The organism is Bacillus cereus, assembly GCF_002564555.1.
GTDB classification, from domain to species: Bacteria; Bacillota; Bacilli; order Bacillales; family Bacillaceae_G; genus Bacillus_A; species Bacillus_A cereus_K.
The window spans coordinates 24,079-45,291 of sequence record NZ_NUVD01000089.1 but is presented as its reverse complement, the minus strand read 5'-3'; the positions used below and the strand labels follow the sequence as shown (position 1 = coordinate 45,291).

Genomic DNA, 21,213 nt, shown 5'->3' with positions numbered 1-21,213 from the left:
TTAAGAGCCGGCACTTTTTATTTTTATACTCTAGTGCACCACCAACCGCGTTCTTTCATCCATTTTTCGAATTCTGTTACATCTGGATCATAGAGTCCTCCAGTTTTATAACTGACATTACCCTTTCCATCAAATGTGGACTCAACCCACCATTTTTTATCTAAAAAATAATGAGTAATTTCAGCAATAGCTTCTGGATTGCTAAAACCACCAGTTTGAATTCTCGCTGCTTGAGCACCAATATACCAATCTAATGATTTATTCCCTTGTAATAAGTTAATATCCACTTTCCCGATACCATCAATATAACCGTTATCAGTATATTGCCAGATATCACAAGGATAGGCTGGTTTCTTCTGTGGATTACCATCATTTGTTCCGTATCGCGGTAGCCAAATAAAATCAGCCTGTACACTTTGTAAATGGTATTCACCGTACATATGATGAGCTACATATAAACCAATTTTCCAGCCTGCAGCACGACATGTATCAATGAAAGCTTGTGATGCTTTCGCCAAATCATTAAGATTGCCTATGCTTTTCATTGACTTTACTGTGTCATCTTCCACATCTAATACAAGAAACTTAGCATTAGTATTCACTCTCGATAGAAAGTCTTTTGCTTCCACAATCGCATCAGCTACTGACACAAAACATCCATAAGCATATGCCGCATGTGGAATGCCGTATGACTCTAATGCAGCAACATACTCATTGTATTTTACGTCTTTCTTGTTCGAACCATATTGCACACGACAAATAGCTAAATCGAGCTGTGGTGCTAATACACTCCAGTTTGGATTTCCATTGTGGTATGAAATATCTACAATACGTTTTGTCATTATTTATCTTCCCCTTCAAAAAGTTTTTGTTTGATTTCTGTTACGTCTTTAGAAATAGATCCAAAAGCTTTTGCCTGTTCTTCAATAACTTCTTGGTTCTTTTGAATGACAGCTTGATACTGTGCTTCACGCTGCTCATTCTTTTTTTGTGTAGTAAAGAGCATCCACACAAATAACCCTGCGAATGCTCCTTGTTGAATAACTGAATTAAAAATCTGTTCCTCCATTGTTCTCATCCCTTTTTTGCAAAATAAAAAGAGAGACGTTTGTCTCTCCTGGTTTTAAAATTCCTATTTCATTAAAAATTTCTTTACATTCAGCCAAAACACACGCTACACCCATAGAATTTTCATCATAATTATCTATTCATTATACCCACTAGGAGCTAAAATTGCCCTGCTGTATGGTTCTATTAAAGGTTTAACATTCTTCCAGTTCGCCATAATTTTAATACAATGTTCTTGACCTTCGGGAGTCGTTATTATACTTATTGGAACAGGAGTAAATGTCTTATCAGATATTGTTTTTAATGCTTGTTCGCACTCTCTAATAACTTCCTCTACCATGTCACCCAGTTCATCTTCAGTAATTAAACTCTCTTGCAATTCGGTTATCAACAAAGAACCTAATACACCAAAAAGAAACTGCTGCCTAAAACCGGGAGCAGGATGGCTATTTTTTTCTAAAGTTCTCAAGTCATAGCTCATTTCTCCAAACAACCTAAACATAAAATACACCGAATAACACATTTGTTTAAGACGCTCTTTAAAACTCATTGGAGAAATCCCTATAGCTTCGGTTTTAGCGAGTGTTCGGTTATGATCTTCAATTATGCTTTGAGTAATCCTTGTTGCTGCATAGCTATCAGCATCCATTTCTAACGTTTGGGTAAATAACCCGTTCTTTTCACATGAATTAAGCTCAAACATAAAAGATAATCCACTTCTACGTCTAAAATAGTCATAGTCCATATGACCATTAACTATATGTCCGTATTCATGTAGTATTAGAAATTCCAAAGCATACATATACAATGCCTTTGCACAGAGTTTTCTTTCTTTGCCAATAGGTGCATTCACTTCTACATCATAGTTTGTGAATAATCTTAAGTAATTATGATTTATCGCAATATAATCAGAACTTATTTCTTTTTTTATTTCCAGACTAACATCACCTATTCCAGTCATTAAATTTGGATGTGACATAATATAGTTAAATAATTTTTCTAAGACCTGAACTACACCTATATTAATTCCAATAAAGTACATATCATCTTGTTTGATAGCACAAGCATTAAATCTAACATCATTTATAAAATCAATATGCACCGACGGAAAATGCGGTCTCACTATTCTAATATCTTCAATTATAGTTGTTCCTATTTCCTTCAATTCTTCTAAAATAACTGTTAATTCATTATGTTTTACATTATATCTTCTACCTTTACCGCTCATTAGAACGGCCTTATCAAAAATTTCTTCAAACTGATTCACGATTACATCTCCTTTATCTTGCAAAAAACATACAAGTTAAGTATGCGTGAATTATCTGTTCTTGACAATATATTACATAGAGTGACCTTAACTATATCCTTTTTAACAATAAAAAAAGACCAGCTTATTGCTGCCCTGCAGGTTCGTTTGCTTTTTCACTTTCTTCTGTTTCTCCTGGTTCCTCAGTTATTGGTTGTTCTGCTTCTGTTACAGGTGGTTTTTCTGGCTCTTTTGGTTCTTCTTTCACAGGAACAACCTGTTTTACATCAATTCGAGAGAAAATATAATCACCAATTACAACTGTTACTGTATTGCTATTATTCAACTGCTCGTTTAAGAAAATCGGATCATAATCATTTGTAATAATCTCAATTTCTTTTCCGCCATTAGTGTGAACTTTTAATTTCGTAGTTCCTTCCACAATAGGTAAGTTAATCGGTAAAATACGTTTTACATCAATTCGTTGAATAATAAAATCACCGATAAGCACGGTGATTAGGTCATTACTATTCAATTGGTCGTTTAGAACCTGTGCATTATACCCTTCAATCTGTAATGTGTGTTTTATTCCGCCTTGTGTATGAATTTCAATTGTTTGCATGTTGAATCATCTCCTTTTGTAGTTTTTCAGTGAAACTAATACTGCATTTTTCATAAATCCCAGTTGGTTCAGATGCCATTAGAGGTTCATCAAGTACAATCGTAACGTTCATAACCACAGGCTTATTACCAACTAGTTTCTTAATTAACCATTCTCTTAATTTATTCATCTTAGAAAGTCCCTCCGCTTCTTGATTGGATAAACAAACGAGAAATAACGTTAGCATTTACACGCCCGAGCTTGTCTGGAGTGATAGTGATAACGTGCCATTTGTTACGTTCAATTCGCCCTTCATTATTCTTAGATAAGTAAGGTTCTAAATTCACATTTTCTGCTGATGTGGAAGTCACAGGAACTACATTCCCATCAACTTTAATAGTTACTTCACTCGGTCGATCAGATAAACGATATATCCCAAATAGAATATCGTGTATATGGTCGGGCAAAACGACGGCGTGCGTATGGTCTTGTAAAGTTAAACTGTGCGTGTGGTCTTGCAATGTCATAGAGTGTGTATGCGGTTGTAGAGTCAGTGTATGGCTGTGTGGAGCTATATTCACTTTGTGACTGTGTGCAGGGATGTTTGTTGTATGAGAGTGATCGCCAGATGCTGTATAAGTCCAAAGGTCTTCCTCCGCCCCAGCTGGAATAGCAACACCTATTGCCCCGCCACCATTGTTTTCTGCTGCCGTATAGTTCATATACTCCATTCCTGCTGGATTATCGCCAATTTTCGTTTGGAATCCAAACATCATATGACGATGATTACCACCAGCACTTGATGAAGCTACAGTTCCTCCACCAGCTTCACTTGTATATGAACCACCTCCGCCTGAACTACTTGTTTCTACACTTCCTCCGCCTGCTCCGGTCGTCGATATTGTAGCCCCCCCACCACCAGTCGTGGCTACTGTCCCGCCACCTCCACCGGTAGTTGCAACTTGAGCACCTCCGCCTTTTGTAGCTTTTGAATAAGCACGGAACTCTTCAGTTTCAAACGTTAAATCCAATGTGTTTATATTTTTTAAATCATCAGGGATAAAGATCTTAATGACAGCTGGATTTTCCGGGTCGCAATTATCGTTATAACAGTATGCAACCATTGTGGTACAACCTTGCGAGTATACTTCATTGATTCGCTGTCTCTTTTCAATATCTGCATGAGTAGTTCCTAAATTAGTAACCCTATTTTCTAATGTCAACTTAACTGCAAGAGGGTCACCGTCTGCATCATCTTTTGAACGATTCATGACTCGTAAATCCACATCTATACCTAATTCTTCATCATATAATCGTACTAACTTGCCAGTCTCATACTTTTCTATTTTGTATGGATCAATTAGTTCGTAATCTATCGCATCAATTTCATACGTTACTTTTGGTACACAATTTCTCATTAACATCATTCTTGCTGAGTCATACAAAGCTTGCGGGTCTTCAAACCGTCTATCAACCCAAATATAATCAAATCCACCGTATAAATCTCTGATGAAACCAGGAGCGTCTGTATAAGGGACACCACCATTTACATCTTTTATGGTGAGTTGGTTAACTCCTTCTCCGTACCCCAGAGGATAAATCCTTGTCATTACACCTTTAGCATCTACAGTCCGTTTGATTCCTTTCATGCTCTTCCTATATCGAAGTTCTGCTGTAACTTGTTCAGAATAACGAACTAGGTTTAATGTCCAAGGATAAGACGAATCATCCCATGACCATTGATATTTCTCATCGAACGGTTGTGGGATACTATAAAGTGGACCTAGTAAAGTTGATTCGTGTTCCCAAGCGTAATGAAAATATCTAACAAAGTCGCATTGACCTATTTTCCAATGTTTAATCTGCTGTTTGCTCAATAGGTACTCAATATTCTCTCGTGTGGTCAAATTTACTCTTTGATGATAACCAAAAAGCACGCTATCCAGTAAAGTGGATAATACGTGCTCACATTCATACGATATAATTTTCTTTTCTGCATCCCGTTCTTCCACACTATCCATAATACGAAACATCCCGATGCGCTTGCCATTATCGAATATCTCAACATAATCAAACGTTTCAATTTCTTCTCGCTTCGGATCAGTAAACGGCAATGAAAAACCCGCCGTCCAAAGTTCATTGAGTGGCGGGTTGTACTTTATTTTATATGCATTCTCAAGATATGCCTTGAGCTGCATTTGTTTGTTGTAGAGTTTTAAGTGTCTCAATATATCACCTCTATCCTATTCCAAAGTATTTTCACGAACAGTGTTGTACACTCTACCTGTCATTAAATTCATTAATTGGTCATTAGGATGAACAAAGTCATGTGTATATTTAGCTACGTTGTATTCATTTACGCCCAAACTGGTCATATCAATTACCGTTGCATAATATTGTTCGGCTACCATTCTAATTGCGTCGTTGTACTTTTTATGATCTTTATATGTTTTCCCATTCGCGTACGTAATCGTTAAACAATAAATGCGCGTGTCAGGATACGCTTTGTGGATGCCGTCTATGACCCTAGCATAACAATTTGCAAAAGTTAAATCATCGTTAGGATCGATTGTTCCATTGTAAGCGCCAATCGGAACATTATTTAATAAGTCATTCATACCAAGCTCAACAAAAACAACATTCGGCTTTATTCCATCTTTATCTAAACTAGCCACGCGATACATTGCCCAACTTGCATTATCATCAGATCGCGTCTTGGTTACTCGTCTACCTCCCCAACTCTCATTAACGAGTAAGTTAAATATATTGTGAGTAGGACCGTACCACCACATTCTATATGCAGGTCTTTTTGCTTCGGTATAGTTACCGTTTACAGCATTCCCCTCTGGAACATATCCTTCATAAGTGCTTATACTTGTACCGATAATGCTTGCCATATTTGCTTTACGAGTTTGATGTTTATTATTCATAATGAAGACGTTAGCCGTACTATGTAAGTAACCTAGATAGTATACATTCGGCTCGTTTTTCATATTTAGATAATATGGTTGTTCTGTCAAAAAGAACTTGTCCAAATATGAGTTATACCAGAGAAACTGCCATATCGGAACAACACCGCTATTGTTGATAAAAGGTAACGTAATCTCTTTTGTTACGTCTAAATGTTTCATATTCTTATCACCTTTAATAATGTAAAGGTTACGCGGGATCACAACTTGATTTCTAACAAAGTCAACCGTTGGTAATGCTAAACCACCGTAATGTCCAGTCGGATGTATTTCAGCCATGTTTGTATCGATAGAATTGTCTATATTTATAGTAGAGTTGTTATTGCCAAAATGCACTAATCCTAAGTATGCATCATCATCGCTTTTCAGGTACGTATATGCATCTGCAAAACTCATTGTGAAATATTCTTTTGTGACACGATTCCACCATACAGTTGTACTAGTTTCAGTTGCAGTTAATACTTTTTTCCCAACAGGAAGGTTCGCACTCCAACTTTTTGTTTGTACTAACACACCGAAGAGTTGTTTTACATCGAATGTGATAGTTTTTGCTTTCCAATCATAATCGATGTTTACTTTTTCGGAAGTTGAAAATAAAACAGCTGGAGTAACATTAGGTAGAATCGTACTCATGTTGCCGTCAACTGAAATTGTTGAATATTTCGAAGCGAAGTTCACGTAACCTAAACAACAATCATTAACATCCTGTTTGTACGTGTAAATATCCACTAATGGTAATAAGAAATATTCTTTCGAAACACGATTGTATAAAACAGCAACACTATTTTGTGTTGTTGTTAAAGTTTTAATCCCTTGTGGTAAATTTGTTGCAAATCTATTACTTATAAGTAAAACACTAACATCAGTTCTTACGTTGAAAGTGATTGATTTAGTGGCCCAATCATAAGAAATATTAACTTTATCTCCATTTGAATATAAATTAGCGAAATTCATGCCCGATTTTTTTAATGCTTCATTGGCATTATCTATTGCTTGGTTTATTTTCCAATAACTTTCTTTAATTTTTTCTGTCCCTAATAATTTTGGCGCATCAGCCATATTGTGTCACCACCTTATATATATTTAGCACGGTATTTAAATGTAATGTTTATGTTCAAGTTAGTCCCGCCTATTTGTATTGCATTAGCGCCTGGCATTAACTCTAATTTTTCTAAATCACCTTTTAATTGAAATAAAAAGTTTTGGCCATTTTTAATTGCTGCATAACGTTCGGCATCGATTAAAAATGATGTGTTCGTAAAAGTTCCTAAAGAAAAACGCTCCCCTTTAAAGGTGAACGTTAAATTTTCAGCACTACCAGTAATAGAGATAACAGGCCTAACTACTAAGGATCCATAATTATCTAGAGATATCTTTTGTGGACTCGTAATTGTATAAGAATTACCTCCAGCACTAATAGATATATCTGACATCCATGGAATGGGGTCATCCCACCTAATCTCATCTGTGCTTTCTAAAATTGAATAAGCATGAGGATCATAAGCTATCATAGGTAATTCAAACTTACCCATACTTAAATAACGCTCAATTGGCATTGAGCCACTATATCTAGCTAGATAATATTTATCAGGATCGTAATCATAAATCAGCTTAACTTCCTTCGGCTTTCCGTAAGGATCAATAAAGGCAGTTACCATTTTTCTGATAGCTGCCGATAACTCGAATCTATTTTCTTGTGGTTTAACAAGCAAAGGTAAACTAAATTGCATTGGATCTATTTCAGAGCCAAAGTAGTATGCACCAGGACGACCGGATATAGAAACTGCATGGTCACGAATTGGTGGAGCTGCTGGATGTTGGAATCCTGGTAAAAGTGCTAGTTTTAGTTCACTAATCCTTTTTCCATCTATCGTTAAACTCATAGTTGTCCCACCCTTCTCCCTGATGCCTTAATATATTTCCCTAATTCAACCGCTATTTTTTCAATATCAGATTCTTCTCTAACCACAAACGTTGAACCTCTGAGCATATCGGCAAAGTTGTATGAAATAATATCACCTGATTGTTTCGCTGTATTGCCCTCCACACTAGAGTTATTTGCATTTCCCTTTAATGCCTGTGAACTATTTGACATACTTCTATAAACACCGCTCATAACGCCTTTCAAATCAGCTAATTGATTCATAGAACTAGCCATTGTACGACTCATATCACCAACTAGTTGTCCCATAGTTCCTGTGATACCTAGTGACTTTTCTCTAGAAGATAACGGTGTCACTGTGATTGAATTACCCCTTTTCGTAAATAACTCAGGTCCAGCTTCACCAGCAATAAACGATCCATTCCCAACAGGTTTACCACCTGTTGCTAACATTGGAATTGTAGGTATACTTGCCTTACCTCCACCAATGCCTGGAACCCAATCTGGAATTTCTATACCGTTAATTCCTTTTATCAAACCATTTACCATAGAAATAACAGCATTTAGCGGTGCTTTCGCAGCAGATTTTATGCCCTCGAATATTCCGCTGAAAATCTGAACAATTCCACTCCATGCTTTGCTCCAATTCCCTGAAAACACTCCGGAAATAAAATCAATAATTCCATTCAGAATTGGTTTTAAAACAGTTTCCCACACAGTTTTTATTCCTCTAAATGCATCTCCCACAACACTACCGATAGCTGTAAATACAACTCTGAAGGCTGGCAAAAGAACGCTTTGAATAACATTTCCAATAACTGAAAATACAGGAGATAGTATTTCGTTCCAAGCGCGTTGCATGATTACAAATGCATCTTGGACAATTCCTTTCATAATCGTAAATCCCTGTTCAAACGCTGGCCGTAAGGTTTCATTAATTATGGCAATCATTTGGTCGACTGTGGGCTTCAAATACTCGTTGTACACCCGCATGATTTCATCACCAAATAGGATTAATACTGCAATAACCGCGGCTATTGCGACGGCGATTAATGTGAACGGACTAGTTAAAACAGCCATAACTCCTGCAAAGGTTAATGCTTGAGTCGTCACCAATAAAAGTATCGGAGTTAATGCAACAAGTGCCGCCATAACAATTCCAATCGCTGTAGCAATTACAGTAATTGTTGCTGCCAACATAGGATTATTCTGAATCCATTCGGCAATTTTACCCACAACTTGAGCAATAACTAATAGAACAGGTTCCAGTGCTATTTTCAATTCATTCATAGCATTTTGCCATTCAACAGCTGGTGATGCATCCCATTTTTTTACCGATTCAGTTAAGTTGTCTTGGTTTTTTTGAAGATCTATAGTTTTTTCAGAAGCACCTATTAATGTATTAGTAATATTTTGACCTTGATCTTCGTACATAGTTGCTAGAAGTTTGACTCCCACTTCATTCTTTTTAATCGGGTCGTCTATCCCTTCAATTGCTTTAGCTACCTCTACCATAGCCTGCGAGCCTTCACTTCCACCTTTTGAAACGGCTGCACCCCATTTTTCTATTTGTTCAGCGGCAATACCTGATCCGTCCAGCGCTTCTTTTAAAGCTTTATCTGCGCCTTGTGCAAATTCGGCTAATTTAATCCGTCCTTCTTTCAGTCCATCTAAGAGATTATCAATCATTTATATTCAACGTGATTCGCAACGTCACGCCCGTTCTCAGGTATTAACATAGTAACAGTTTTCATATTTATCACTTTTGCACCATCTTGCGATAGTGTTTCTATCTTTATTCAAAACTTTTCCAGCTTCACTTACACTGTTATATATAAAACCATCTACAATAACCTTAGAAGCATTTCCAGATATTTTTCCATACATGGGATTGTTTTGACCGCTACGGTCTATTATGTTCCATCCAAACCCTATATCCATATTATATCCATCTTCGTAAGAATTGTATTTGTTGATATATTCCTGTTCGACAGAGTAAGCGTACTTTTTATCATTAGTTTCAAATGAAAATAGAATTTCTTTATCCCATATATCTTCACTGTGCTTTGATATAGCTTGATGAAGATTAGATGTTGAACCAAATCGAGCTTTTCTACAATGCCCTCTCCATCTGTGGTTCAATGTTTCAGAAGTGATACCTATATAAAATTTACCATTACTTTTGTTTGTTAATTTATATATGATATAGTTCAAAATAACCCCTCCTATACCATATACTGTACCATGAACTGCTATACGTCACCGCATAGATTAGACTATATCTTCAACTACTTGAGTTGCTCCCCATTTCGAGTGTCATTTGCTTACACCCTACGTCTTTCGACTAGTCGTTGCACGTTCCTTAATTAAAAGGCTTCGCTCAGTATTGTCTCGTTTGAGAGTTCCACTGAATTAAAGGAGTTTTTCATTGTATGTCACCATACAAGGGAACTATAATCTAATTCCAACTACCTGTTTCAACACCAGCTTCCATAATCGCTTGGACTTCTTCAGCTTTAAATCCTGCACGAGTTAGCTGGCTTCCGTATTCGGCAATGATATCTAGTTGCTCTGGGGGAAATCCCATTTTTAACAACGCATCAACCATACCGAGAGCATTTTCTTGAGATATTCCTAATTCGTTACCTATTTCGTATGTTTCTTGAATCAACTCTGTGTAATCTATGCCCTCATAAGCTTGAGATATAACAGCCGCACCTTTGGCAATCGCTGTATTCGCTTCATCACTTGCACTTTTATTTAAAGTCCATTGTCTACGTACACCCTCCAATGATGCTTCTGTATCAACACCATACGCTTCTATACTTCTAACAGCTTCTTCCACAGATTTCTTTGATTCTTCTGGAACATTAAAAGATATATCGATTTTTGTTTTTAATTTAGAAGTATCAAGTGCTGTTTCTAATGTTTTACCTATACCAGCACCTGCTGCCGCTGCACCTAACATGTTTTCCAATTCAATATTTAAATCATCAACTTCATTTGCTGCTTTTTTCGCTTCTTTCGCGACATTACTTAGTTCTTGTTTTACAGATTTTAAAGAAGCCCCATCATCCACAGATGACAGAGCTTTTTTCATTTTATCTATATCAGTACTAGCTCCAAGTGCTTCTTTACCGATTTTACTTATAGCATCATCAAGCTGTTTACTCGTGGCTGTTCCGCTTTTAATTGCATTCACAAGACGATTTCCTAATGCTCCTGCAAAATCATCGACACTTTTTCCCGTAGCATGGAATAAAGTTTCTAATTGTTTGGTTGATTTTGCTACATTGTCTTGTTCAGCTTTCATGTTTCCAAGTTTGTTTTTTAAGCCATTAAGTGATCCTTCTGTAAATTCAATCTCACGCCTAAAAGCGCGATACTGTTCTTCGGAAATCTTTCCGTTTTGAAATTGTGCTTGAACTTGTTGTTCCGCTGCCTTCAATTTATCTAGTTTTTGAGTGGTATTTTCGATTTGTTGTGTAAGTAATTTTTGTTTTTGAGCAAGTGCTTCAACATTACCTGGATCAAACTTCAATAAACGCTCAACATCTTTTAATTCTTTAGCAACAGCTTCACTTTGTTTGTTTACATCTTTTAAAGCGTTTTGAAGACCAGTAGTTTCTCCATCAATAGAGATAGTAATACCTTTAATTCTTCCTCCGGCCATAATCTCACCTCTCTTTCTTAAAAGGCATTAAAGTCATCTTGAGTAGCTTTTCTTGTATTTTGTTTTTCTTTCTGTGGATTCTGTATTTCAACATATTCGTCAATGTAATCCAGGCAATCGCCTATCGTCATATCATCTAAATCCATTTTGGAAAGTTTGCATGAATAACAAAGAGCAAGAAATGTATCAATGGAAAAATCACCATCGCTACTTCCTTGCCCTTGTGCCTCATCTGTTATTTTTTTTTTGATTGAACTGTACTTTTGATTAAATCTTGAACCTCAGTAAGAATTTCATCAATCGGAAACTCACCAAATGTATCAAGCCACGTTAGTGGATCTGGGACACTTTTGTTTGCCGTTTTAGCAAACGCCCAAACTAGATTATAAATAACTTCAAAATCGAGTTTACTCAAATCCGCTTGAGTAAGGTCGATATTCTCTTGCTCACCATTAGATGAAATCAATGAAGAAAGTACATGTAAACCAAGAATATCTGCTAACATATCACGTCTAAATTGAGTTTTATAGCGGATAGCTGTACCAGCGGTGCTTTTTAAATGAACGTCTTTACCATCGATTACAATCGTTTTTTCCATCTAATTACGCCCCCGCTACTTTTTCATAAACTTTCGTATACCAATCATCATAAGTTTTCACTGGTGTACCTACTGTTGTGGATGTCTTAACTTTATAATTAACTGGATGTTGTGCTGCCACAAATGATAATTCTGTTGTATTCGGTTCAGTTTTATCACTCTTTGTGGAAGAGTTAGCGCCAGGACGTGATACGGATACGTTATAAAGTACATGACGTGTAGCCTTCACATCGCCATCAAATTCAAACATAAGAGCGATTTTCTTGAATTTCGCATTTGAAACCTCTGTAAGAACTTTGTCTACTTCGTCTAAAACTTCGCCTAAAACATCAGTGCGGAATGCTTCGGTAATATTAGCGATAGTTAGTGTACCTTCATACCCTTGGTTGCTTGATTCAGTGTAGTAGTTGCTATCATCTGCATAAAAATCAGTTTGTTCACCTTTTGGTTCTAACTTCATTTCAACTGCACCAGGTAACTTAGCTGGTGTACCGTATGTGATTTTTCCTGTTTCATCTTCAGAAATGACACTATAATGTACTTTCTTGAGACCAAAAACAACTTTGTTCTCCTTATTCATTTATATCAACCTCGTTTCGTATATTTTTTGATACATATTTTCAGATTCAATAAAAGTCCCATACGATTCATAAGGAATTTCCTGATCGTCTAGGACTTTTTCAAGTTTGGCTTCAGCAACTAAATCTTTTTTAGTTGTATAAAGTTCTATATTTAAATCATTTATCTTGTGATAAACTTTGTTATCAGCCATCAAGTTTGCTGATCCATCCACAAGGAAACAAATATATGGTGGCTTTGGAACTGGATCATTTGGTAAAGCCGTGAAATGAGAATAAGCCACAGGATAACCTGTAGCTTCAAGCATTTTTGTCACTTCGCCTAATGTCATTGTTGAACCGCCCTTTCGATACGTTTTGGCAATTCATCAATTACATACTCTTCAACTGGACGAATATGCACTTCTCCTGGTACTCGACCTCCACCTACTTTTGCATGTCCATTTTCTAAAAGATGTGTTAATTGTCCCTTTGTATTATGAAGAACAACGCCATTCCCCTCTTTTTTCTTACGCCAACCTTTTCGATAAGCACCTGTTTTTTTAGGACCACCTTTCCTTAATTTATTTACAGCAATATCTGCTACTTCATCGATTTCATTCTCTAATTTTTCTTCCACAACATTTGCATACCTTTGCAACTCCCTAGTAAGATCGCTCGCAAAATCATTCATATTAAACATGCTCCTTTGCGATAATAGTCAATGTTTGATACATTTCATCATCATTCATTGGCGGTTCGATAATATCAAAGATACGATCTTTCATATTAATTCGCATTAATTCTGTAATTCCTGTTGTATAAGGAATCACAAAACGATAAATTCGAGTAGATTGTGAAGCTGAAGCTTCAATATACTCCGAACCTTTTACCGTTTTTATCATCGCCCATGCTTTTTTAACTTCTTGCCAATTATCTGTTTCAACTTCCTGATTCAATTCATCTTTTATTACTTCAGGTTGTTCAATGATAATTCGATTCCTAAAATCACCTGTATTTAATGGCTTTTTGTATTGAAAAGGACGCATTTTAATCACCGTCCAGTTTGATTTCTTCTAAAGCTTTTTGAATGCCGAAGCTATTAATTTCTGTTAAAAAGTTTTCGGCAAAATACTCTAGTGCATCATTATAAGTATAACGAGAACGTTCAAAAACTAATTCTTTGAACGTCTCGTCCTCATTTATGTCATATGATCCACAGTCTTTTATTAAAGCTTTATTGGATGCAAAAAGGATACGTCTCAGGTTATCGTCTTCATCATCACCTAATCGCATCCTATCTTTAAATTGCTGTAATATTTCATTTGAAATTACTGTATCCATTCACATCACCCTTGTGTTGGTGGCGTTACTTCTTCAAGCTTCAATGTGTAAACTTGTGAAGTATATTTATCCTTTGGTTTACCTGTAGCATATTGTTTAGCAATATAAAGTGTTGCATCTTCTAAAGCTAGTGTTTCATTATACTTTTGAATTGGCTCCGTTCCACCCATTGCTGCAATATACTCTCCTTTAACAAAAAATAGCACTTGTCCTTGAGGTACAAATACTGATTCCGTAGGAGTTGGATTGAAAGGTAAGCTTGTCACATACACTCCAGCTGCATTTTGAATTGTTGCATTTGCTTGAATATCAAAAGTATCAAATGGGTTTGTTACCATAACTACTTTCCCAGCAATATTTTTAGGTCTGTCTGCATCTGTTTTACCATCAGGATTTAACTTTTTAGCCAATAATTTAACCACGCCTTTTAATTCATTGATTGTTTTACGACCTGGTTCAAATGTTAAAGTTCCTGCTGGTTTTTTGTCTGGATATACTCCATTCACTACATTTCCACTAGGATCTTTTAATAAACCAATAGGTTCTTCTTTACCCGTACCTACTACAAAACCACGTTCCAAACCTACTGACATTGCTTCTGAAATCATAGTACGAACATATCGTTCTACCCATACTGGACCAAGTTTCAGCATATCGTTTGCTAATGGAATAAATGCTGTTAATTTCAATTGAGTAATAGATTCTTTTCGGAATGTAGCATTTAATTGTCCTTTAATATCACCAAATAATGGTCCCCATACAGCTGCACCCTCTGGATCTCCGTAAATAAATTCTGTCACGGCTCCTAAATTCTCTAAACCGATATGTTCTAGCAATGGATGACCTTGAACTAAATCATCAAAAATTCTCTCTTGTGTTGTTTTAGGTAAAGTTTCAGTAGACTTAAAACCACCTTCTTCAACAACAGCATTAAAGAACTTCATTTCCTCACTTGTTAAAACATTAGCGCCACGATACTGCATAATAGAACGATCTACCACCGACTCATTTACTTGATTTAAAATGTCTGAACGAACATCTGTAGCAAGCGCTTCAATCATAGAATTTAATGCTGCCGTTTGTTCTTCTGGTGTACCTTCCTGTGTCGCCTTTGCAAAAGCTAATTTCTTCTCTTCAAAGTTATTAAATTTAATTACCATATTTTATTTTCCCCCTAAATTTAAAAAGAGCGTACTCAGATTCTGTTTTTCTTTAACAGGCTCCTGAATAGGCTCTTTTGGATTTTGATTATTTGGTTGTTTCGTATACTTAGCTACCAAATCTTCTTTGAAATTCTCTACAACTTCATCTTCTTCATCTTCTTGTGTGTCATCAATTTCAATTTCATCTGCAATTTCATCTGCTAAACCAAGAGCCACTGCTTCCTCTGCTGTTAGCCAAGTTTCATCTTTTAAAAGTTGTTTCAGCTCTTCATCTGTTCCAACAAAACGTTTCTTATAAGATGCTGCTAAAGCTGAATCAATTTTCCGTAAATCTTTCGCTGTTTTTTCAAAAATATCTGCATTTCCATATTCAAAGGTACTCGCCTGATGAATCATCATCATGGTGTTACTAGGCATAATGATTTTATCCCCGGCCATTGCAATTACAGATGCGGCACTAGCTGCCCAGCCATCAATATGAACTATAATTTCTGCATTATGCTGCTTTAACTGATTACAAATTGCTACGCCATCGAATGCGGAACCTCCGCCCGAATTAATATGAACGTGAATTTTTTCCGCTTTAACATCTTGAATTTTTCTTCTTACAGCTTCAGCATTATTTTCACTAAACCATCCACCGATTGAACCGTAAACAGTTAATTTATACTCACTTTCACCTTTGGATTCAAAACGGATATCTCGTTTTAAATTTAGAAGCTTATTCATATTCACTTGCTCCATCATTTCTCACCTCCTTCAGATGTATCTAATTTTGTATAGTTTTTCGTAATATGATGAACATTTAAGTTCGGATCATCAGAATCTTCATAATCTACTTCTGATCGAATCTCATTTCCTGTAAATGCACTTGAAGAAATGAGTTTATCAATACTTGTCGCAAGGTCAAATATACTTTGATAGGAAACAGCCTTAACCTCAATTTTTTGTCCCAAAAGATATTCACTCATTTCAAAGAATTTAACGTTCGCTTCATCAGATAGCTTTTTTAATAATGGTCGTACTGTAAAAAGCATATAATTTTTCGTTTGCTTTTCTACATCAGCCATTTCCCCATATATCAAAGCTGTTGGAATGCCAATTGCCATAGCTACTTGATTTAAGAAACCATTTGTTACTTTATTGATTTCTTCCACACTTGGCCCATTCGCAACACCATTGTATATCTCGTTATAATTAATACCCTTTTGTTGTGGAACAATAGCTATATCTTTTGAACCAATTGACTTATACATGTTGTCTATAAACTCTTGTAACTTCGTTATTTGTTCTTCTGTTTTGGCACCAATCATATCCATATCAACCGTGCCACGAACTTGATTTTTACGTTTCTGTGAGTTTAATATCCTACCAAATAAATCCCCGTAATCTGCAAATAATCCATCGATGAGTGGAGATAGTTTATCATTTCGATACTTTAAGTGGATTACTTCGCTTTGTTTAAAACTTCGCTTAAACGTGTAATCTTTTACTGTTACATCTGTAAAAGTATCTTCATATACAGCATATTCGGTATGTTGAAATCCATCAGCAATAAGTAAATCACCATCATCCGCCTGTACAACTAAACACTCATTATCATAAATGAGTTTACGAATAAATCTTTCCCAGAAGGTGCTGGCCGTCATATTCTTATTTGGTCTAATATTTAAGCGATAATAAAGCTCTTTCTTCTCAAATGCTTTACCATTTCTTACTCTAAATTCAGATTGACTAATTGTCCTTCCTAAAAATGATACACATGTATCAATCGCCAAACGTTTCATATGAAGCCTGTTTGCTGTATCAGCAATTATGTCCAGATCCACCATAAATTCTAGTTCTTTATTTCTTTTAAATACTGAACCTAACCATCCAATGGTTATCACCCCATTTATTAGAATTTAATGTTACCTATAACAAAGTCAGTTGCTTCTTGTATCTCATCCGCCCGATAAAGAGCATGAACAAAACACTGAAACCCATCTGTTTTTCTACGAACAGGCTCTTTCTTTTCATATATTTTATTTCCATCATTTTTGATAACAACCAACACATTTTGCGTATACCAACGCATTAACGGATTATCCTCAAAAACAATTTGTTTATTTGCAAATGCCATTTCAATACGTGGAGCTAATAAACTATGAATTGCTTTTGGATTTCGTATCACTTCTATTTCAAATCCTTCCGCAACTAATAAAGGTCTTATAGCTTCCATACGGAAATTATCCGCAATAATCTTTTTAATTCCATATTGTTCACGCATTTCTACAAACCAATCAACAATGTGCTGAGGATTGATTGTTGGTTCATCCACAACGGTTAGTAGACCTTGCTCTTCCCAATCTTTTATAGGAGCAAATTTCTGCTTTTTAAACTCACCCGCTTTTTTAGAATATCCGTAATAGATATCAACAAATTCTTTTCGAACGAAGGAATGTGTTTTAAAAATGTATTCACCATTTTGTCTAAATAAAAGACCACATGCTGCAAAGTCCCGAATACTTGCAAAGTCTAACGCCCCTATGCATTCTTGAGCATATAAATCAGGGAATGGACGATTGGTAGCAAGAATCTCTGACCATTTTGCAACAGAACGTTCTAAATTTGTAACAGGTAAGTTCATACGCTTTGTCATGAACTCTTCTCGGTTACTTGGATCGTCCTCTAAATCTTCATATTCTTCCTTTATCGTTTCAAGTAGCCCTTCAGCATACTCACTTAACGGTTTGGATAACATAGGATTAGCTAATTCCCAATTATCAATATCATCAACTTCCTTTTCATCATTAAGCTTACAGATAAAAGGAAATACAGCATTAGGGCGAGCTTCACCATTTAAAACCTTCATAGCTTTTTCTTTTTGTTTATCTAAAAAGCCATCTCGTACATAACCATCTGTACCAATATAAAATTCACGAGGGTTTTTCTTTTTCCCTAATCCGCTGATATGAACGCGAACGTCTTTATTACTTTCATATTGATGTATTTCATCGAATACAACTGCACCATCACGCAAACCATCTTTCGTATCCCCGTTTGAAGTTCTAAACTTTAGTATACTTTCAGTAGCCTTTGAAACAGTTTGAGTTAGTGTGGTTTTAAAAGCTCTCTGTAAAACCTCATTTTTCTTTACGCATTTATGAACCTCGTCAGGGCTTGTTTTCGCTTGTTCCTCACTATTCGCAACAACGGAAATGTTATACTCTGGAATGCCGTGCAATTCACTAATTAAAAAGTGAATAATTACAGATATTAGACCATTTTTACCGCCACCGCGTCCTAACATCCATAGAAATTTCCGATAAAATACGCGTCCATTTTTCTTATAAAATAAAAAAACGAATGCTATTAAGAATTTTTGAAATGGCTGCAACGGAAAATACCACTTCTCACCAAAGTTGATACAATCCTCAATCATTTCATCATCAAAATACAAATCGTCTCTGTTTAAAACGTATTTTTCTAGATAATTAATTAACAGTTCTCTTTCTTTGTTGAACACTATTTTTCTGCTTCGATAAAGTTCAATGTACTCTTCTACATACTTTTGCCTTATCATGTTAGATCACTTTTACTATAACCAGCCTTAGGAATATTCGGTTTAAAAACAAACTTTATATCTCTTCCTAAAGCAATTAAAGAACTGTTAATTTTATTTCTTTCACTTATAAGAGGATGGGCCTTAACAAAAACTTGAGATCCATTTTTGACTGTGACGGACTCACCTTCTTTATTGATAGTCCTGTTTATTTTTCTAAATGCTTTAACCAGATCAATGTATCGTTCTACTTTTTCAACCTCGACTAAATCTTTAATATCAATACTGTTCATTAGCTGTTCCTTCAACTTTGTAATACTGACAGCCATCTACCCACCCCCCTTACGTGCGTAATTTCGAAAAAAACCTGACAGTTAACCCCCTCCTCCGGTGCCCCTTAGAGCATTTTTTGATGATTTTTTTAAGGGGGGGTGTTATTACTGAATCATTTTCACCACTTTTCATCATGTTCCCATTTATTCTGTTTCTTTTCGTAAATTCTTCCGTGTTCTTTGTTGTGGCAATTCACACAAACTGTTTCAAGGTTATCTATATCAAGTGCAAGCTCTGGATGATGTTCTAGTTCTTTTATATGATGGACAACGAGCTGTATCTTCTTACGCTTGGCACTCTCACTGTATTCATGGGTATCTGTTTGTACTCGACCGTTACGTTTACACTCTTGGCATTCATAGTTGTCTCTCTTCTTTACTTGCTCTCGTATACTCTTCCACTCACCACTATCATAGAACTTACGCTTCTGTTGTTTAGTTTTGTATTCTTTCATCATTCATCGCTTCTCTTCTTTTTTGGGGTGCTTTGTTATCTTCCATCGCATTCAAGACTGGGATTGCACTTTCTAATTTCTGTTTATCAATACGTTCAAACGCATTTACAATTCCTCTTAATTCTTGGTTTTCTTTAGGTAAATTCGATAAGCATTCGAGTTTCTTTTTCAATTTCACATTTTCTAACATTGCATCCATTACTTACACCACCTTTGTAATTTCAAAATAAAAAGCACCCGAATGGATGCTAATATATATCGCCTACTTATTTCCTTACCAAATAAATTTTATAACTTAATTTACGAGTCCTTAATCTTTCTCCTTCTCGACTTTTCAAACCGTATATATCATAATTCGAGATTATCACATCATCATCTTTCGTAATAAATACATTATAATTAAAAAATAAAAATAACGGATTTAAATAGACCAAACTATTTTTTACATATATAAACCCAAGCAACAAAAACAACCCTAAATTAACTAACATACTATTGGCTTTCGTAAGATCTATAGACAATAACGGCACTAGGTACGTGACAACATAATTTAATAATCTATCTTCCGTTTTACATACTTCAACAAATTGATTTTTTTCATTAAGATTTATCTTCATAATTACAATTAGATAAATAAGAGAAGAAATTATTAATACAATCAATGAATAACTAAAAACAGAAAGAAGTAAATCTTTAAATAAAAAAACATCTTTTATTTTCTTCCAACTAGTGAAGTGCTTATAATTATTAACAATAAGTAAAATATATAAAGGAAAAAACGATGATATATATAATCCTATTCTAAAAAGAACTGAAATCATCGACAATGCTCCTCCTTTTTAAATACCTTCATCACATCCATCTCTATTATTAATATATGTGACATAAAAAGAATCTCTCATAAGTCTAGTTATATCCAATAATTGAGATTTGTCTTCATAAATTAATTTTGTATTTTCTTCAGCTAACTCAATATTCAATTCGAATATATCTATAACCTGAATTACATTAGCAAAGTTTTCAAATACCTCGTGTATTCTGTTTTCTTCATCAAGCAGTTTGGTTAACGCTCTAGTAACACGGCCATCTGATAAACAATCTTCCCTAAATTGATCAAAATTTGTAATCCGATCAGCTCTATTTACTAAATCCAATGTTTGAGTGGCCTTTTGTTGATATTGATCTTTAATAGAGAATATTCTCTCTAAGGAAATATGATTTAAAATTAACATCTCTTCACCATAAATTACAATATCAACATTAGTATCTATACCAAGTAATGTGTCATCTAATTTTTCAAAATCATTGGCCGTGAATTTCCCAAAAAATCCGCCTTTTAACTTATTGAATTTTGTAACTCTTCTAAAAAACAAAATATCCCCATCATTTGTAAATATTTCCAAACAATAGAAAGTCAATTTATTGATTTCATTCTTTGGTATTTCCTCACGGTTCACAAAATCCTCATTCATACTTTGTAAGATATCATTAAAACTGTCCACCGCATTCACCGGATACGTTTCAATACATCCTTCTATTGTTCCTATAGGATTGAATATTCTTTGTTCAGAATCTCGCACTGCTTCCAACGCATTCGTAACTATTGTTTTTAATTCTATTTGTAAATTTGGAGCAATATTTGGTGAATACGATTGATATCTTCCATTAGTTCTTTTTTTTGTAAAGTACAATCTCATATCCAAATCTGTATCATCTAATTGATTTAATATATTTAATAAATTTTCGATGTCCAATACTTTCATCTCCTTATCCCTTTTATA

At 35.2% G+C, this 21,213-nt stretch carries 24 protein-coding genes and 2 pseudogenes; all 26 read right to left on the bottom strand.

Annotated elements, in window-relative coordinates; all coding sequences use genetic code 11:
* Positions 1-23: 23 nt before the first annotated feature.
* Complete coding sequence (locus COI75_RS19865; RefSeq protein ID WP_098448586.1) at positions 24-842, bottom strand: GH25 family lysozyme; 819 nt, start codon at positions 840-842, stop codon at positions 24-26.
* The gene (locus tag COI75_RS19860; RefSeq protein WP_098448585.1) at positions 842-1,069 is read right to left on the bottom strand and encodes a BhlA/UviB family holin-like peptide; all 228 of its coding nucleotides are present in this window, start codon (positions 1,067-1,069) and stop codon (positions 842-844) included. Before COI75_RS19860 ends, COI75_RS19865 begins: the two co-directional genes overlap by 1 nt.
* A 135-nt stretch (positions 1,070-1,204) precedes the next feature.
* A complete protein-coding gene (locus COI75_RS19855; RefSeq protein ID WP_098448584.1) occupies positions 1,205-2,335 on the bottom strand; it encodes a hypothetical protein in 1,131 nt (376 codons plus the stop codon).
* 124 nt (positions 2,336-2,459) lie between these two features.
* Positions 2,460-2,936 (bottom strand): hypothetical protein, encoded by a 477-nt coding sequence (locus COI75_RS19850; protein ID WP_098448583.1) that lies wholly within the window; start codon positions 2,934-2,936, stop codon positions 2,460-2,462.
* A complete protein-coding gene (locus COI75_RS19845) occupies positions 2,923-3,105 on the bottom strand; it encodes a hypothetical protein (protein WP_098448582.1) in 183 nt (60 codons plus the stop codon). Before COI75_RS19845 ends, COI75_RS19850 begins: the two co-directional genes overlap by 14 nt.
* Position 3,106: 1 nt before the next feature.
* A complete protein-coding gene (locus tag COI75_RS19840) occupies positions 3,107-5,143 on the bottom strand; it encodes a phage tail spike protein (protein WP_098448581.1) in 2,037 nt (678 codons plus the stop codon).
* A 15-nt stretch (positions 5,144-5,158) separates the two neighbouring features.
* A complete protein-coding gene (locus COI75_RS19835; protein WP_098448580.1) occupies positions 5,159-6,943 on the bottom strand; it encodes an SGNH/GDSL hydrolase family protein in 1,785 nt (594 codons plus the stop codon).
* Positions 6,944-6,957: 14 nt separating this feature from the next.
* Positions 6,958-7,767, bottom strand: a complete 810-nt coding sequence (locus tag COI75_RS19830) for a distal tail protein Dit (protein ID WP_098448579.1) — start codon at positions 7,765-7,767, stop codon at positions 6,958-6,960.
* Positions 7,764-9,452 (bottom strand): annotated as a pseudogene (locus COI75_RS19825) (replication protein); the annotation flags it as partial. The pseudogene COI75_RS19825 and the gene COI75_RS19830, both read right to left, overlap by 4 nt.
* A gap of 39 nt (positions 9,453-9,491) precedes the next feature.
* Positions 9,492-9,980: a GIY-YIG nuclease family protein gene (locus tag COI75_RS19820; protein ID WP_098448577.1), complete on the bottom strand. Its 489-nt coding sequence runs from the start codon at positions 9,978-9,980 to the stop codon at positions 9,492-9,494.
* Positions 9,981-10,227: 247 nt separating this feature from the next.
* Positions 10,228-11,439 (bottom strand): annotated as a pseudogene (locus COI75_RS19815) (hypothetical protein); the annotation flags it as partial.
* A 235-nt stretch (positions 11,440-11,674) separates the two neighbouring features.
* Positions 11,675-12,037 carry a hypothetical protein gene (locus COI75_RS19805; protein ID WP_098448574.1) on the bottom strand — a complete coding sequence of 121 codons (363 nt, stop codon included), beginning with the start codon at positions 12,035-12,037 and terminating at the stop codon, positions 11,675-11,677.
* Between the two features lie 4 nt (positions 12,038-12,041).
* Complete coding sequence (locus tag COI75_RS19800) at positions 12,042-12,617, bottom strand: major tail protein (protein ID WP_098448573.1); 576 nt, start codon at positions 12,615-12,617, stop codon at positions 12,042-12,044.
* Positions 12,618-12,947: a hypothetical protein gene (locus COI75_RS19795; RefSeq protein WP_098448572.1), complete on the bottom strand. Its 330-nt coding sequence runs from the start codon at positions 12,945-12,947 to the stop codon at positions 12,618-12,620.
* Complete coding sequence (locus COI75_RS19790; RefSeq protein WP_098448571.1) at positions 12,944-13,288, bottom strand: HK97 gp10 family phage protein; 345 nt, start codon at positions 13,286-13,288, stop codon at positions 12,944-12,946. Before COI75_RS19790 ends, COI75_RS19795 begins: the two co-directional genes overlap by 4 nt.
* A 1-nt stretch (position 13,289) precedes the next feature.
* Positions 13,290-13,643: a phage head closure protein gene (locus COI75_RS19785; RefSeq protein ID WP_098448570.1), complete on the bottom strand. Its 354-nt coding sequence runs from the start codon at positions 13,641-13,643 to the stop codon at positions 13,290-13,292.
* Position 13,644: 1 nt separating this feature from the next.
* A complete protein-coding gene (locus COI75_RS19780) occupies positions 13,645-13,938 on the bottom strand; it encodes a hypothetical protein (protein ID WP_098448569.1) in 294 nt (97 codons plus the stop codon).
* A gap of 5 nt (positions 13,939-13,943) precedes the next feature.
* The gene (locus tag COI75_RS19775) at positions 13,944-15,098 is read right to left on the bottom strand and encodes a phage major capsid protein (protein WP_098448568.1); all 1,155 of its coding nucleotides are present in this window, start codon (positions 15,096-15,098) and stop codon (positions 13,944-13,946) included.
* A gap of 3 nt (positions 15,099-15,101) precedes the next feature.
* Positions 15,102-15,845 carry a head maturation protease, ClpP-related gene (locus COI75_RS19770; RefSeq protein WP_098448597.1) on the bottom strand — a complete coding sequence of 248 codons (744 nt, stop codon included), beginning with the start codon at positions 15,843-15,845 and terminating at the stop codon, positions 15,102-15,104.
* Positions 15,845-16,990 (bottom strand): phage portal protein, encoded by a 1,146-nt coding sequence (locus COI75_RS19765; RefSeq protein WP_098448567.1) that lies wholly within the window; start codon positions 16,988-16,990, stop codon positions 15,845-15,847. The genes COI75_RS19770 and COI75_RS19765 overlap by 1 nt, the downstream gene beginning before the upstream one ends.
* A gap of 8 nt (positions 16,991-16,998) precedes the next feature.
* Positions 16,999-18,666, bottom strand: a complete 1,668-nt coding sequence (locus COI75_RS19760; RefSeq protein ID WP_098448566.1) for a terminase large subunit domain-containing protein — start codon at positions 18,664-18,666, stop codon at positions 16,999-17,001.
* Complete coding sequence (locus COI75_RS19755) at positions 18,663-18,974, bottom strand: P27 family phage terminase small subunit (RefSeq protein ID WP_098448565.1); 312 nt, start codon at positions 18,972-18,974, stop codon at positions 18,663-18,665. Before COI75_RS19755 ends, COI75_RS19760 begins: the two co-directional genes overlap by 4 nt.
* Positions 18,975-19,096: 122 nt before the next feature.
* Positions 19,097-19,432, bottom strand: a complete 336-nt coding sequence (locus COI75_RS19750; RefSeq protein WP_098448596.1) for an HNH endonuclease — start codon at positions 19,430-19,432, stop codon at positions 19,097-19,099.
* Positions 19,413-19,622 (bottom strand): hypothetical protein, encoded by a 210-nt coding sequence (locus tag COI75_RS19745; RefSeq protein ID WP_098448595.1) that lies wholly within the window; start codon positions 19,620-19,622, stop codon positions 19,413-19,415. The genes COI75_RS19750 and COI75_RS19745 overlap by 20 nt, the downstream gene beginning before the upstream one ends.
* Positions 19,623-19,698: 76 nt before the next feature.
* Positions 19,699-20,253 (bottom strand): hypothetical protein, encoded by a 555-nt coding sequence (locus tag COI75_RS19740; RefSeq protein WP_098448564.1) that lies wholly within the window; start codon positions 20,251-20,253, stop codon positions 19,699-19,701.
* A gap of 18 nt (positions 20,254-20,271) precedes the next feature.
* Positions 20,272-21,186 carry a Kiwa anti-phage protein KwaB-like domain-containing protein gene (locus COI75_RS19735; protein ID WP_176535602.1) on the bottom strand — a complete coding sequence of 305 codons (915 nt, stop codon included), beginning with the start codon at positions 21,184-21,186 and terminating at the stop codon, positions 20,272-20,274.
* Between the last annotated feature and the right edge of the window lie 27 nt (positions 21,187-21,213).

Excerpts from the sequence above, each read along its gene's own strand:
- COI75_RS19865 (WP_098448586.1), bottom strand. The coding sequence starts at position 842 with ATGACAAAACGTATTGTAGATATTTCATACCACAATGGAAATCCAAAC.
- COI75_RS19860 (WP_098448585.1), bottom strand. The coding sequence starts at position 1,069 with ATGGAGGAACAGATTTTTAATTCAGTTATTCAACAAGGAGCATTCGCA.
- COI75_RS19850 (WP_098448583.1), bottom strand. The coding sequence starts at position 2,936 with ATGCAAACAATTGAAATTCATACACAAGGCGGAATAAAACACACATTA.
- COI75_RS19845 (WP_098448582.1), bottom strand. The coding sequence starts at position 3,105 with ATGAATAAATTAAGAGAATGGTTAATTAAGAAACTAGTTGGTAATAAG.
- COI75_RS19835 (WP_098448580.1), bottom strand. The coding sequence starts at position 6,943 with ATGGCTGATGCGCCAAAATTATTAGGGACAGAAAAAATTAAAGAAAGT.
- COI75_RS19830 (WP_098448579.1), bottom strand. The coding sequence starts at position 7,767 with ATGAGTTTAACGATAGATGGAAAAAGGATTAGTGAACTAAAACTAGCA.
- COI75_RS19805 (WP_098448574.1), bottom strand. The coding sequence starts at position 12,037 with ATGGAAAAAACGATTGTAATCGATGGTAAAGACGTTCATTTAAAAAGC.
- COI75_RS19800 (WP_098448573.1), bottom strand. The coding sequence starts at position 12,617 with ATGAATAAGGAGAACAAAGTTGTTTTTGGTCTCAAGAAAGTACATTAT.
- COI75_RS19795 (WP_098448572.1), bottom strand. The coding sequence starts at position 12,947 with ATGACATTAGGCGAAGTGACAAAAATGCTTGAAGCTACAGGTTATCCT.
- COI75_RS19790 (WP_098448571.1), bottom strand. The coding sequence starts at position 13,288 with ATGAATGATTTTGCGAGCGATCTTACTAGGGAGTTGCAAAGGTATGCA.
- COI75_RS19785 (WP_098448570.1), bottom strand. The coding sequence starts at position 13,643 with ATGCGTCCTTTTCAATACAAAAAGCCATTAAATACAGGTGATTTTAGG.
- COI75_RS19780 (WP_098448569.1), bottom strand. The coding sequence starts at position 13,938 with ATGGATACAGTAATTTCAAATGAAATATTACAGCAATTTAAAGATAGG.
- COI75_RS19775 (WP_098448568.1), bottom strand. The coding sequence starts at position 15,098 with ATGGTAATTAAATTTAATAACTTTGAAGAGAAGAAATTAGCTTTTGCA.
- COI75_RS19770 (WP_098448597.1), bottom strand. The coding sequence starts at position 15,845 with ATGGAGCAAGTGAATATGAATAAGCTTCTAAATTTAAAACGAGATATC.
- COI75_RS19760 (WP_098448566.1), bottom strand. The coding sequence starts at position 18,666 with ATGATAAGGCAAAAGTATGTAGAAGAGTACATTGAACTTTATCGAAGC.
- COI75_RS19755 (WP_098448565.1), bottom strand. The coding sequence starts at position 18,974 with ATGGCTGTCAGTATTACAAAGTTGAAGGAACAGCTAATGAACAGTATT.
- COI75_RS19750 (WP_098448596.1), bottom strand. The coding sequence starts at position 19,432 with ATGAAAGAATACAAAACTAAACAACAGAAGCGTAAGTTCTATGATAGT.
- COI75_RS19745 (WP_098448595.1), bottom strand. The coding sequence starts at position 19,622 with ATGTTAGAAAATGTGAAATTGAAAAAGAAACTCGAATGCTTATCGAAT.
- COI75_RS19740 (WP_098448564.1), bottom strand. The coding sequence starts at position 20,253 with ATGATTTCAGTTCTTTTTAGAATAGGATTATATATATCATCGTTTTTT.